Genomic DNA, 13,522 nt, shown 5'->3' with positions numbered 1-13,522 from the left:
CTAGCTACAGACATTCTACCAATAGCAAACCAAGTAGGGTCAGAGGCATTAAAAAGTCGGGTAAGATAATGTACACATTACCTGGGTTGTAGTTCTTATCACGCACTATTTCAACAATATGCAGTATGCCTGCCCCTATCAAGAACACGCTAAAAGGGATTGCCGTAGCCCACCAAAAGCCCTCTCTCACCCAATAGCAAAGCACCCCGCAGATACCAATGCCCAGCGATACCAAACCCAGTTCCTTCTGAAAACCATTGGATACCCAACCGATTTTCTTAGCAACCTTCTCACTGAAAATAAAGTGCCCTACAAAGTTAAAGAACCCAAAGAACCCAACCCCCAGCACCAAGTGCACTAAGAGGGCAATACTTAGGAAATCTCCCTGAGGATGAGTGAGATACAGCGCTCCTGCTACCGCCCAGCACAATATGTATAGAATGAGATAAATCATACATTTGAAACTTTTAAAGCGCAAAAGTACGAAAAATATTTAACACAATACTTCAAAAAATACGCTTTCTATACCTCAAATAGGAGAAATATACAAGGAAAACACATTAACTACAACAGCTATGAATTATATTACTTTGTTAATAATCAATGGTATATAACAACCCCGATCTATACCCTTAAAAAAATTATTCATTATGCATTGTGCATTATGCATTATTTTGTACTTTTGCAGTATCTTTTTAACAATACCACAACACAACATTTTCCCTCAACATTCTAACCACTAACTACTAATCCCTAACCCCTCTCCGTAGGAGCAACCTAAGAGCAACGTAAGAGGAAGGTAAGAGCAACTACGGTACCAATACGGATGGAGTACGGTTGCAATACGGATGAGTTCCCTACCTAAAAAGGTCTTATTTTGGTACTATTAAGGATTACGTATTATTTAATAATATTCCATTTATGTTGATAATATGTTAATAATACATCTCTGTTCAGTATCTCCTATGAGAGTGCCGTAGCTCCCTTCTGTGCACCTTGTCCAAGAAATATTGTACAGATATGCTTTTATTTTGCACTTATTTTGGTATCTTTGCAGGAAAATAACTGTAAAAAATAGGTTTATGAATAGCCAATTGATAACAAACAAGCTCTTAGCACTCCGTGATGAGACTAATAAAGCTTTTGTCGAAAAGTTGATACCAACAGTGCCTAAGGAGTGTATTCTTGGAGTACGTACGCCACAATTGCGCACTTTAGCAAAGGATTTATGGAAAAATCAGCCGTTGGTGAGTGATTTTTTAGCTAAATTACCACATTATTACCTCGAAGAGAACCATCTTCACGGGTTTTTGATAGAGAAAAGCAATGATTACAGCTGGGTAATGACCCAAACTGAGCGCTTTTTGCCTTTTATTGACAACTGGGCTACTTGCGATAGCTTTTCACCAAAGATTTTCAAGAAATATCCCACTGAGGTCTATGTGAAGATCAAGCAATGGCTGGACAGTCCACACACCTATACGGTGCGCTATGGCATAGGACTGCTGCTTTCCAATTACTTAGATGAGGCATTTGAGAAAGCAATGCTCCATCAAGTAGCAGGCATACACTCTGAGGATTACTATGTCAATATGATGATTGCGTGGTATTTAGCCACAGCACTCGCTAAACAGCCCACAGCTACATTGCCCTTAATTAAAGCACAAACCTTACCAAAATTCGTGCAGAATAAAGCTATCCAAAAAGCGCGTGAAAGCCGAAGAATATCCGAAGAGATGAAAACAGCGCTTTTGGGGTATAAACTTTAGATAAATAATATTACTCACTATCTTCTATTTGCTCAAAGAAGGAAAAAGCATTGCCACCATAATAACGAGTATCAGTATAGTGAGGAGCAGTTTCTAAATTGGTGCGTTTGGAATGCTCAATAACAAGTAGCCCATTATCAGTGAGAAGATTACGCGAGAAAACTAAATTGGCTATCTCAATAAATTGCTCAGTGGAAAACTCATAAGGGGGATCCGCAAAGATAAAATCAAACTGTTGTGTAGTGCGTTTGAGATACTCATAGACATCAGCGCGCAAGGTATTGATAGGGTAGGAGAGAGCCTCGGCAGTCTGGTTGATGAACTTTATACAAGCAGGGTGTTTGTCTACTGCAGTAATTGACTTGCAGCCACGTGATGCAAGCTCATAGCTGATATTACCTGTACCCGCAAAGAGGTCAAGCACAGCAATACTTTCGAAGTAATAATTATTGCTGAGGATGTTAAAGAGAGCCTCCTTAGCAAAGTCTGTTGTGGGACGCACGGGCAGCTTCGCTGGTGCGATAATCTGTTTACCTCTGTTCAATCCTGAAATGATACGCATATTATAAATAATAGCTTACAGACCAATAATAATCCCTACATTTGGCACAATACCTGTTGAGAATATACTGCTGTCCTTTTTGTAAAGCACATTGTAGCTCACCCCTATCTGCATATACACGCGCTCACCCAATTGCTGCATATAGCCTCCGCCTATATACAGCGCATCTTCCTCAGTGGTAAAGGTCTTCTTAGTATCCTTATCTTTCTGTGAAACAAAGTAATGCTCAAAAGAACTACTCACATAAAAGTTCCGCAAAATGTAGTATGTCAGTGACGGACCTACACCCAAAAACTGATTGCGGTAATAGCGCGTATGTTGCAGATTGTAGTTCACCTGTGCTGCTACCTCAAAATCCTCGGTAACCTTATACCCCAAGCGCGGTGTTACGGTGAAACCCGTGCCCCACTCGCTAAAGGTAAGCCCGATGTTGCCCCCGTACGTCCAGCGATTGGGGTTGTGTGCCTGCTGATACTCAGGGCTTAGGATATTCTCCTGAGCCACTGCCCATTGCCCTATCAGCAGCAATGTGATCACTAAAACAATTCTTCTCATAATTAAATTACTATTTAAGCCCCAAAAGTACAATAAAAATCTGTATACACAACTGTCTTACTGCGCTTTTTGCACAAACTCCACTTCTTCAAGAGGGGCAGAGGTGGTGAAAAGCCCGTAGTTGATCACCGCTTTGCCTTTCTCTATCTTGTCAATTGTGCCTATACTCCGACTGTCCTTAATGCGCACCCTGTCGCCTATCTTCAGTGTGCGCTGTTGCTGTGCCTTAGCCTCGCGTTCGGCTGCTACACGTGCTTTTCGCTCTTCCTTGCGCTGAGTGCGCACTGCCTCCATCTGGGCAAGTACCTCTGCCTCTGTGGCTTTCTTTTCCTCCTTTTGCTTTACGCGCTCGCTCTTTTCTATGGCTTTGCGCTTCGCATTCTCAGTCTCTACAATGTTCAGGAACTCCGAAATTAGTGGTCTCCGTTTGCCATCGTAAAAATACCGTTCAGCAATCCGCTCTACCTTGCTGCCGAGGGCGATCATCCGCTGGTTCTGATCGTAGAGCTCTTGATAGCCCATCAGTTTGGCTTTCACCTTGTCGTTGAGCTGCTCTAACTTGTTGGCTTCCTCGCGTGCCCGCACCTCCTCATCCTTGAGCGTCTCGGCAGTTTTCTCCATACGCGAGCGTTCCTTTTGCAACTTAGCAATGGTGGCATCAAAGCGCACTTTGCCTTTCTCTATCTTCTTCTTCGCACGGTTGATAAGTCCAAAGGGAATGCCATTTTTCTGTGCCACCTCAAAGGTAAACGAACTCCCCGCTTCGCCGACGATGAGTTTGTATATAGGCTCTAAAGTCTTGTCGTTGAAGAGCATATTAGCATTGGTAGCACAAGGCAATTCATCGGCGAGCATCTTCAAATTGGTGTAGTGGGTGGTGATGACCCCAAAAGCCTTCCGATGGTAAAACTCCTCTAAGAAGGTCTCTGCCAAAGCTCCCCCAAGTTCAGGGTCAGAGCCTGTGCCAAACTCATCAATAAGGAACAGCGTATGCGCATTGCACTTCTTTAAGAAGTAATTCATATTTTTAAGCCGATAGCTGTAAGTGCTCAAATGGTTCTCAATGGATTGGTTATCACCAATATCGGTAAGGATACGCTCAAAGAGACACATCTTACTCCTATGGTGCACAGACACTAACAGTCCACTTTGGAGCATTAGGCAGAGCAGCCCGATAGTTTTCAGGGTGATACTCTTGCCGCCTGCATTCGGTCCCGAGATGACGATGATGCGCTGTGAGTCATTGAGTTCAATAGTTTGTGGATAGGTGGTTACTCCTTTCTTCTGGTTGCTCAGATAGAGTAGGGGGTGGTACGCCTCGCGCAGCAAGAGTTCCTGCTGCTCACTGATTTCGGGTAGCAGACCGTTCGTATGATGGGCGTATTTGGCTTTGGCGTAGATGAGGTCGATGGCTGTGATATAGCCTTGGCAGTCGCTGAGCAGCTCTTTGTAATCGCTTAGGTATAAGGTCAGTGCAGTGAGGATACGGCGCACCTCCTCCTGCTCGTCATATTGCAAGTTGCTCAGCTCGCGCGAGTAGAGTTCCGTTTGCTTGGGCTCTATGTACACGATGCTGCCCGTCTTAGAGCTGCCCAGCACCGTACCGCCCACCTTGCGGCGATACATTGCCTTCACAGCGAGTACACGGCGATGCTCCACCACACTTTCGCGGATGTCGTCTAAGTAATCAGCGGCATTGTACTCCGCCAGCGCACGGTTAAAACTGTCGTTGATTTTGCCCCGCACCGTGCCGATCTCCTTACGGATACGCGCCAACTCCTCCGAAGCCTCGTTCTTCACCTCACCGTATTTGTCGATCACCTTCTCAATCGCCGCAATCACTTCCTTAGGCGAATCCACACGGTCGATAGTAGCAAAAAGCATCTCATAGAGTTCCTTAAACTTCTTGAAGAACACCAAATGCTCTTGCACCGTTTTAGCCATTCTTAGGATACGCTGCAAGCCTGTAAGTTCTAAGGTAGTGCCCTCTATACCCAGCAGTTGTAGCTCGCCTGTGATAGCATCGCACTGATGGGCAGGAATGGTATTCTGGTTTTCGAAGGACGATAGGTATTCATTGGTCTGTGCAAGAGCTCTCAGCAGTGCCCCCTTATCCGTAAAAGGAGCGATGCGCAACGCCTCCTTACGCCCCAATTCCGTAGTGCAAAGAGCCGCCACCTGCTCCAATACCCTGTTAAATTCTAAATCTTCAAGTGTTTTATTTGTCATCGTAATGCCCTAACATTTGGTGGATAAGAAACTCTATGTTAGATAAGTTACTCTTCCCTGAGCTACTTCCTCACGATTTTTCTTGATAAACTCAGCATATTCATCTGAATAAGTATCTGGGTCTTCTTTCTTTTCTCTCTTTCTTTTAGTGAAGAAATGATTGATAGATAGAGTTTCCTTTAAAACACGTTTTACCCTTTCTAACTCTTTTTCACCTACCACGTCAAATGAAACCGTTGTTACCATATCCTTAAATTATTAGTTATTATTACTCTCTACTCATTACTCTCTACTCTTTGCTCATTATTTTCCGTCTTCGGAAACACCCTCTTGTGGAAGATAATCATTATTGCCACAGCTACGCATATTGCCGAATCTGCCACGTTAAACACAGGCTCGAAGAACTGAAATCGCTCACCGCCCCATTTGGGTATCCAGCTGGGCAGTACGGTATCTATCAGCGGAAAGTAAAACATATCCACTACCTTGCCGTGCAACAGTTCGCCATAAGGCACTGCTGAGCCGAAGGTAGCCACCTGTCCGTAGCTATGGTCAAACAGCACTCCGTAGAACACCGAATCAATAATGTTGCCCAACGCCCCCGCCAATATCAGCGAAATGCACAATATCAAGATTTTCGACTGCTGTTGCTTCACCGCACTCCACAGCCAATAGCCAATCCCACACACGGCGATAATTCTGAAGAGCGTCAAAAAGAGTTTGCCGTAAGCCCCTGGTATCTTCGTGCCCCAGGCAGCCCCCTCATTTTCCACAAAAAGAATTTTAAACCACGAGAACACCTCTACCTGCTCATTGAGGATAAAGTGTGTCTTTACATATATCTTACTCCATTGATCGATGATGAGCACCAGCAAAACGATGCCCAAAGCGTGTTTTAATTTCATTCCTATCTTTTGTTTTAAGGCGCAAAGATACAACTTTCTGCTAAACTAACAAAATTAACGTTTGTAAGAATGTTAAAAAACGATCCTATATACTATTGAAGCATACGGATCGCTTATGATTCTTTATGGATATTCTACAACTCTTATTCTTGAGCAAATAAAGGTCTGCCTTCCATAAACTTATTGACTTCTGAAGCAATACCTTCGAGATAATCATCATTGCTGGCGTGCTGTATGGCATCATCTATAAAATCAGCAATCTGTTGCATATCAGCTTCTTTAAGACCTCTGGTGGTGATAGCAGCCACCCCTACACGGATACCACTGGTGATGAAAGGCGAGCGCGTATCAAAAGGCACCATATTCTTATTCACCGTGATATCAGCTTTACCCAGAGCCTGTTCTGCCTCTTTACCACTGATGTTCTTATTTCGTAAATCAATGAGCATTAAGTGGTTGTCAGTACCCTTTGAGATGATATCATAACCTTTCCCTACCAAGAGGACAGCTAATTTATGCGCATTCTTTTGCACCTCAATAGCATAATGAAGAAAATCATCAGAGAGTGCCTCACCAAAGGCAACAGCTTTTGCAGCAATAATATGCTCCAACGGACCTCCTTGATTGCCAGGGAATACCGCACTATCTAATAAGGACGACATCATACGCGCATCCCCCTTAGGAGTCTTAATTCCAAAAGGATTCTCAAAGTCCTTGCCCAGCAATATCAGACCGCCACGTGGTCCTCGAAGCGTCTTGTGAGTAGTGGTCGTAACGATGTGGCAATATGGCATAGGGTCGTTTAACAACCCCTTGGCGATCAATCCCGCAGGATGCGATATATCCGCAAAAAGCAGCGCACCTACTTTGTTGGCAATATCTCTAAACGCCTTAAAGTCAATATCGCGAGAATAAGCCGAAGCTCCTGCTACGATCATCTTAGGCTGTTCTTTTAGAGCGACTTCAAGTATCCTGTTATAGTCAAGCCTGCCACTTTCCTTATCTACGCCATAGAACACAGGTTGGTAGAGCCTCCCAGAAAAATTCACAGGCGAGCCGTGCGTTAAGTGCCCACCGTGCGAAAGATCAAAGCCCAATATCTTATCCCCAGTCTTTAAGCAAGCAGCATATACAGCCGCGTTGGCTTGCGAACCACTGTGAGGCTGCACATTCGCATACTCAGCCCCAAAAAGTGCACGAGCGCGATTAATAGCGATTTGCTCTATCTCATCGATTACCTCACAACCCCCATAATACCTATGCGAAGGGTAGCCTTCGGCATATTTATTAGTAAGTACAGAGCCAGCCGCTTCCATCACTTGTTTACTTACAAAGTTCTCAGAAGCAATCAGTTCAATACCTCTCTCTTGTCTTTCTCTTTCGTCTTCAATAAGTTCGAAGATGTCAATATCTCTTTGCATACAATGTTATATGAATGGTTATTGTTTTAAAACGACAAAGGTACGTAAAAAAGTTAAAACAACAAGCGTCACTACTAAAATTTCTACGCTAAACATTCCCAATGCAAAGGGTCTAAATTGCTGTATATTTATGACAGTCAATCATATATATCAAGCCTAACTACCTTTCCTTCACAAATCAAGGAAAATAGCCTTACAGAAATTTGGTAGATTATGAATTATTTGATACTTTTGCAGCATCTTTTTAACAATACCGCAACACAACATCATCTCCCTACATTCTAACCACTAATTACTGATCACTAACCCCTCTCCGTAGGAGGAAGGTAAGAGCAACGTAAGAGCAAGGTAAGAGCAACTACGGTAGCAATACGGATGGAGTACGGTTGCAATACGGACGAGCTCCCTACCTAAAAAGCTACTTTTTGGGTGCTATTCGGTGTTATTACGGATTACAGATTATTCAATTATAATGGTATTTCATTAAGAATATGGCAAAAACTCCCCGCGAGAAAATACCCTCTAAGGTACTTTCTCGGTACTTTTTGCCTTGTAAAAACTATGAAATAGGGAAGTAAATGGCTAATGGTATACTTTCAGTTCGGGCAATTCGTACTTGCCGAGAGTTGCATCATTAGGCACTAAACTCATCTCAAAGCGTAGCTCGCCACCTTGCATCAGCTCCTTGTGAGTGATGTAGAGCTTTTTGTAAGGTTTACCATTGAGAGTGATCGACTTGATGTACTTATTCTTGTCAGAAACGCCCTCGGCTTTTATCACAAAACACTTCCCATCGCCGAGCTTGATAGTGGCTTGAGGAAAGTAGGGAGCACCAAATAAGTACACGCCTTGTGCAGGATTGACAGGATAAAAGCCCAATGAAGAGAGCACATACCACGACGACATCTGCCCGCAATCCTCATTGCCACAGTGTCCATCAGGTTGGTTTCTATACTGTGTATTAAGTATTTGCCTTACCATTGCCTGTGTTTTCGAAGGGGCGCCTACGTAGTCGTACAGATACGCCACGTGGTGACTTGGTTCATTGCCGTGGGCATATTGACCGATCATCCCAGTACTGAAAATAGGAAGTTTATCGGTAGAGAGAGGCGCATAGGAGAACATCGAATCGAGCTTTTGCTCAAAGCGCTCTTTGCCTCCAACCGCTTCGATGAGCGCAGGAATATCCTGTGGCACGAACCAGAAGTAGTGCCAAGCGTTACTCTCACAGTAATAAGGTGTGTATTGCTTTGCCTCAAAGGGGGTTACGAACTTTCCTTCTGCCGTTTTTCCCCTCAGAAAAGTAGACTTAGGGTCGTATAGAGCTTTCCAATGCTGAGCGCGCTTTTCAAAAATAGGTGCTTTCTTACCCAATGCCTTAGCCAATTGCGCAATACACCAGTCGTCGTAAGCGTATTCAACGGTCTTTGACACCGACCAGTTCTCATTCTCTTCACTTGCAGGCACATAGCCGTATTTCTTATAGAGGTCGATCTGCCGCTCATCTACCATAGCACTTTCCACGCAGGCTTTGTAAAGGAGCGCCCCATCTATTGGGAAACCTTTAAAATATGCGTCAATGAGCACAGGCACTGCGTGGTAGCCGATCATCATATTGGTTTCATTGCCTTGCATCGACCATACAGGTAGCCTTCCAGTCTCTTTATAATGGGCTAATAACGACTGCATAAAGTCGTTTACACGCTCCTTGTGGATGATTGTAAAGAGAGGGTGCGCCGCCCGAAAAGTATCCCACAGTGAAAAAGTATCATAACGCTTATAGCCCTCTGCCTTAGCAGTATTGCCATTAGCGCCTTTGTAGTTACCGTTGGGGTCGCTCAGTAGGGTAGGGCATAGCATTGACTGGTAGAGCATCGTATAGAAAACTGTCTTTTTATTCCTATCGTCCGTTGCGATCTGCACCTTGCTGAGTTCCTTTTGCCAGATGTGCTTAGCATCATTTCGGTAGGAGTCAAAGTCAAAGCTCTGAGCTTCTGATTGCATAGAGGCATAAGCCCCTGCAATATCTGCTGTGGAAAGCGCTGTCTTTACGACAATCTGCTCATTATCTTCTGTCGGGAAAGAGAGTTCAATACGCGTATGTAGGGCTTTGGTTTCTATACGCACTTTCATATCCTCGTGATATAAAGCATAGTCGGCAAAAGGTTTAGAGAACTGCATTACAAAGTAAATACGCTGGTCTTTTGCCCAGCCAGTAGAGAAGCGATATCCCTCAATGGTGGTGTTATCCACTACCTTCATATAGGTTTGCGTGGGGGCATCCCAATTCATCGCAAACCCTAAGTCGACTGTGATTTTACTGTCCTTATCCTTAGGGAAAGTATAGCGCTGAATACCGACACGCTCCGTTGCTGTGAGCTCTGCCTTGATGCCATAGCTCAGCAGATCGACAGCGTAGTAGCCAGCTGTAGCCTGCTCACGATCGTGATGGAATACCGAGAAAGGGCGCATCCCATTGGCTTTGATACGCTCTGAGAAGCGGCTATTAGTGGGCATCACTTGTATGTCGTACAAGTCGCCTGCACCCGTCCCTGAGAGGTGTGTGTGTGAGAAGCCTGAAATGATGCTATCTTGGTAAAAGTAGCCTGCAATACGATCCCATCCCTCAATGCCAATATCAGGGCTGAGCTGTACCATCCCAAAGGGTAGAGTAGCCCCAGGGAATACATTGCCAGGTCCATCAGTGCCTATAAACGGATTTACGTAAGCAGTTAGGTCTTCATTATCCGTTGTAGTGGTGCTAATTTGCTTGCGGTTATGGCATCCTAAAGCAAGGGCAAGGATAGATAGAAGAATAAGAGGGGTGATAGTTCTCATAGTCTGTTGTAATTTATTAGTTATAGAAAACAAAAAATCCATTATAATATTACTACTATAATGGATTACTGTTTAACCTTGTTCATATGAGTTTAGCGGAGAGAGAGGGATTCGAACCCCCGGAGGTGTTACCCTCAACGGTTTTCAAGACCGCCGCATTCAACCACTCTGCCATCTCTCCAATAAAACGCTCCACTATTGTTACCTCAGTTAAGCGGGTGCAAAGTTACGACTATTTTAATTACGTACAAATTTTTTAGCTAAAAAATGCTAACTTTTTTTATACGTATGCTATAAATATTTGTAAATCAATAGTAAATATTTGCGTTAAGGAAGTATTAACTATTCATAGTGACTAAGAACTCCTTGTTGTCGCGTGTTTGCTTCATTTGCTTTTCCATAAACTCCATAGCCTCTATAGGGTTCATTTCGGCTAAATACTTACGCAATACCCAAGTGCGGTTGAGTGTATTCTCATCGAGGAGCAGGTCATCGCGACGGGTGGAAGAAGCTATCAGGTCAATAGCTGGGAAGATACGACGGTTAGAGATACGTCGATCGAGTTGTAACTCCATATTACCCGTACCCTTGAACTCTTCGAAGATCACTTCATCCATCTTTGAGCCTGTTTCGGTAAGCGCCGTAGCGATGATAGAGAGCGAACCGCCTCCTTCGATATTGCGGGCAGCCCCAAAGAAGCGTTTAGGCTTGTGTAGCGCATTGGCATCCACCCCACCCGTGAGCACCTTTCCTGAGGCAGGTTGCACGGTGTTATAAGCGCGTGCTAAGCGGGTGATGGAGTCAAGCAGGATCACTACATCGTGACCGCACTCCACAAGGCGTTTGGCTTTCTCTAAAACGATGTTAGCTATCTTGACGTGCTCAGATGCCTCTTTATCAAAGGTTGATGAGATGATTTCACCACGCACACTGCGTTGCATATCAGTTACCTCCTCAGGGCGCTCGTCAATCAGCAGTACCATTAGGTATACTTCAGGATGGTTCTTAGCAATTGCGTTGGCAATGTCCTTCAGGAGCATTGTCTTACCAGTCTTGGGTTGAGCTACAATCATACCGCGCTGCCCTTTCCCGATAGGCGCAAAGAGGTCAATCAGGCGAGTGGAGATGGTAGCGCCTTTTTCAGCCAACTTGAATTTCTCATTAGGGAAGAGAGGGGTAAGGTGCTCAAAGAGCACACGGTCGCGTACCACCTGTGGGTCTAACCCGTTTATCTTTAATACTTTTAATAAGGGGTAATACTTCTCACCTTCTTTTGCAGGGCGTATTTGTCCGTAGATGGTATCGCCAGTAAGTAGCCCAAATAGGCGTATTTGCGATTGTGATACGTAGATGTCGTCGGGAGAAGCTAAATAGTTATAGTCCGATGAGCGCAAAAAGCCGTAACCTTCAGGGGTGATGTCCAAGACGCCTTCGCAATCTACAATACTGTCGAACTCATATTCAGGTGAACGGTAACGGTTTCGCTTCTCTTGGTCGAAGTTCTCACTGTTGATTGGGGCATAGGTGTTGTTATAACCGTTGTTAGTTTTGTTGAAGTTATTTCCATTGCCGTTATTAGTAGGTTTGGCAGCAGGAGGGTTATTCTGACTGTGTCCTTTTCCTGTAGGCTGTGGATTGTAGGGTTTGCTTTGGTTCTGATTGTTGATAGGCTGTTGTGGTTTGCCCTTTTTAGGATAGTTCTTTTTACCTTCCGCCTTTGTTTTATCTTGGTTGTTGAGTGAAGGTTTCTGTGAGTTGTCCTCTTTCTTACTGTAAGATTTTGGGTGGCCTTCACTCTTGGGTGTCTCTTGAATTGGAGAAGGTTCTGCCTCTGTCTTTTCAGGAGTAACGGTTTGAGCTACTTGATTCTTAGGCTTTCTTCCTCTTTTCTTAGGAGCCTCTGTGGGTATTTCTACCTTGGGAGTGTCTTTATTTTGCCAATCTACTATCTGCTCAATTAAAACCCCTTTGTTGAGGTAGCGGTATTTAGGCACGCCAAGCCCTTTAGCTATTTCCTGTAGTTCAGGAAGTTTCTTTGCTTTTAAGTCTGTTATATCAAACATCTTTAAATATGGTGTTATTAAAAAATCGTCGTTCTACCAGTCGTCAGCACCGATATTTTCAGCGCTGTGAGTGTTTTTCTAATATGTTTTATTGGAAGTGTCTCTTGTTGAAGAATTGAATTCGGGCGCAAAAGTATAATTTTTTTTTTAAATAACAATATTTTTTATTACTTTTTTTTCACTTTTTTAATATGTGATTTATTCTTCTTCTCTAAAAGAAGGTCGTTCCTCCTTCGATGGAGCTTCGTATTGTATCCGTATTAAACTCGTGTAGATTTTTTATTTAGAAGAAATGCACACTTACTTGGTCGAAATTCTTTACTCCGAGTAGGGTAGAGGCGCCGCCCACAGTTTCGAGGTCGCTTTTGTAGATACTCAATTGTAGGTAATCGAGGTCGTTGAAGAGCAACATACGCTTCCCATCGGGGTGGCGCAGGTTCTTTTCAGTCGTAAAGTCGATGATATCGCTGTACTTGTTGTATATCTTGTCAAAGGCGTACATATTGAAGATAATCTCAAAGCGGCGACCCTTGCCTATTTCCTCGAAAAGCGTTCGTGTGATGTTGCTCACCGCATTTCCGTAGTGATCAATGTAGATGATGGTGCCATATATAAAGGTGTTATCGGCAGAAATCTCAGGTTTGAAGTATTTTACCTCTACGAGTTTGTCAGTCTTCTTACCTATTTTATTTAAAGGTACATTATTGTAGAGCTTCTCTGCGACTTTTGGGAAGAAGTAAAGAGTAGGGAAGAGTGTGGCAGGCTCATCAGCTCCTATTTCATAGAGCTCAACCTTAGGTTTATTTTCAGCCAATAGATGGAATATACCGTTATCAGCCCCAATGAAGTAATGACCATCGAGCAGCATTAGGAGGTGTTTTTTTTCGGGGGTACGCTCGGCATCTACACCAATGATGTGGATACTGCCTTTCGGGAAGTGGTGATAGGCATTTTTAAGGATAAATGAGGCTTGCAATATATCGAACGGGGCTACCAAATGCGATATATCGACGATATTCACTTCGGGCAGAGCACTGTAAAGTTTGCCTTTTACAGCGGCGACGGAGTAATCGCGCTGCCCGAAATCTGTGGTTAATGTAACGATTCTCATTTGTGTAAGGAATAAAGTGCAAAAGTATAACATTCGGCTGAATTGCCCAAGTATTTTTTTCAAATTGTT

At 43.8% G+C, this 13,522-nt stretch carries 11 protein-coding genes and 1 tRNA gene; 1 reads left to right on the top strand and 11 read right to left on the bottom strand.

Annotated features, from left to right (window positions below):
• Positions 1–4 precede the first annotated feature (4 nt).
• Entirely contained in the window at positions 5–454 is a 450-nt protein-coding gene (locus AXF12_RS08135) for a DUF6790 family protein (RefSeq protein WP_066430113.1), read from the bottom strand.
• A gap of 628 nt (positions 455–1,082) precedes the next feature.
• Between AXF12_RS08135 and AXF12_RS08130 the strand changes: the two genes are divergently transcribed.
• Positions 1,083–1,769, top strand: coding sequence for a DNA alkylation repair protein (locus AXF12_RS08130; protein ID WP_066430110.1), 687 nt, complete (start codon positions 1,083–1,085; stop codon positions 1,767–1,769).
• Positions 1,770–1,779: 10 nt separating this feature from the next.
• Here the strand turns inward: AXF12_RS08130 and AXF12_RS08125 are convergent, their stop codons facing one another.
• From AXF12_RS08125 to AXF12_RS08080, 10 genes are all read right to left on the bottom strand, one after another.
• On the bottom strand, positions 1,780–2,331 hold the full coding sequence (locus AXF12_RS08125; protein WP_066430108.1) for an RsmD family RNA methyltransferase: 552 nt from the start codon (positions 2,329–2,331) through the stop codon (positions 1,780–1,782).
• Positions 2,332–2,346: 15 nt separating this feature from the next.
• Complete coding sequence (locus tag AXF12_RS08120) at positions 2,347–2,886, bottom strand: hypothetical protein (protein WP_066430107.1); 540 nt, start codon at positions 2,884–2,886, stop codon at positions 2,347–2,349.
• A 57-nt stretch (positions 2,887–2,943) separates the two neighbouring features.
• Positions 2,944–5,115 (bottom strand): endonuclease MutS2, encoded by a 2,172-nt coding sequence (locus AXF12_RS08115; RefSeq protein ID WP_066430106.1) that lies wholly within the window; start codon positions 5,113–5,115, stop codon positions 2,944–2,946.
• 33 nt (positions 5,116–5,148) lie between these two features.
• Positions 5,149–5,361, bottom strand: a complete 213-nt coding sequence (locus AXF12_RS08110) for a hypothetical protein (RefSeq protein ID WP_066430104.1) — start codon at positions 5,359–5,361, stop codon at positions 5,149–5,151.
• A gap of 29 nt (positions 5,362–5,390) precedes the next feature.
• Positions 5,391–6,020: a lipoprotein signal peptidase gene (locus AXF12_RS08105; protein WP_066430099.1), complete on the bottom strand. Its 630-nt coding sequence runs from the start codon at positions 6,018–6,020 to the stop codon at positions 5,391–5,393.
• A gap of 143 nt (positions 6,021–6,163) precedes the next feature.
• Entirely contained in the window at positions 6,164–7,441 is a 1,278-nt protein-coding gene (gene glyA, locus AXF12_RS08100) for a serine hydroxymethyltransferase (RefSeq protein WP_066430097.1), read from the bottom strand.
• Between the two features lie 582 nt (positions 7,442–8,023).
• Positions 8,024–10,279, bottom strand: a complete 2,256-nt coding sequence (locus AXF12_RS08095) for a GH92 family glycosyl hydrolase (RefSeq protein ID WP_066430095.1) — start codon at positions 10,277–10,279, stop codon at positions 8,024–8,026.
• A 96-nt stretch (positions 10,280–10,375) separates the two neighbouring features.
• Positions 10,376–10,460, bottom strand: a tRNA-Ser gene (locus tag AXF12_RS08090).
• Positions 10,461–10,617: 157 nt separating this feature from the next.
• Entirely contained in the window at positions 10,618–12,342 is a 1,725-nt protein-coding gene (gene rho / locus AXF12_RS08085) for a transcription termination factor Rho (protein WP_066430094.1), read from the bottom strand.
• A 283-nt stretch (positions 12,343–12,625) separates the two neighbouring features.
• A complete protein-coding gene (locus AXF12_RS08080; protein ID WP_066430093.1) occupies positions 12,626–13,453 on the bottom strand; it encodes an SAM hydrolase/SAM-dependent halogenase family protein in 828 nt (275 codons plus the stop codon).
• Positions 13,454–13,522: the final 69 nt, after the last annotated feature.

Source organism: Capnocytophaga haemolytica (genome assembly GCF_001553545.1).
Taxonomy (GTDB): domain Bacteria; phylum Bacteroidota; class Bacteroidia; order Flavobacteriales; family Flavobacteriaceae; genus Capnocytophaga; species Capnocytophaga haemolytica.
Note: the sequence above shows the minus strand (reverse complement) of the source record. Positions and strands in the feature narration are given on the sequence as shown.

Coding starts and splice junctions, on each gene's coding strand:
- AXF12_RS08135 (WP_066430113.1), bottom strand. CDS start 454: ATGATTTATCTCATTCTATACATATTGTGCTGGGCGGTAGCAGGAGCG.
- AXF12_RS08130 (WP_066430110.1), top strand. CDS start 1,083: ATGAATAGCCAATTGATAACAAACAAGCTCTTAGCACTCCGTGATGAG.
- AXF12_RS08125 (WP_066430108.1), bottom strand. CDS start 2,331: ATGCGTATCATTTCAGGATTGAACAGAGGTAAACAGATTATCGCACCA.
- AXF12_RS08120 (WP_066430107.1), bottom strand. CDS start 2,886: ATGAGAAGAATTGTTTTAGTGATCACATTGCTGCTGATAGGGCAATGG.
- AXF12_RS08115 (WP_066430106.1), bottom strand. CDS start 5,115: ATGACAAATAAAACACTTGAAGATTTAGAATTTAACAGGGTATTGGAG.
- AXF12_RS08110 (WP_066430104.1), bottom strand. CDS start 5,361: ATGGTAACAACGGTTTCATTTGACGTGGTAGGTGAAAAAGAGTTAGAA.
- AXF12_RS08105 (WP_066430099.1), bottom strand. CDS start 6,020: ATGAAATTAAAACACGCTTTGGGCATCGTTTTGCTGGTGCTCATCATC.
- glyA (WP_066430097.1), bottom strand. CDS start 7,441: ATGCAAAGAGATATTGACATCTTCGAACTTATTGAAGACGAAAGAGAA.
- AXF12_RS08095 (WP_066430095.1), bottom strand. CDS start 10,279: ATGAGAACTATCACCCCTCTTATTCTTCTATCTATCCTTGCCCTTGCT.
- rho (WP_066430094.1), bottom strand. CDS start 12,342: ATGTTTGATATAACAGACTTAAAAGCAAAGAAACTTCCTGAACTACAG.
- AXF12_RS08080 (WP_066430093.1), bottom strand. CDS start 13,453: ATGAGAATCGTTACATTAACCACAGATTTCGGGCAGCGCGATTACTCC.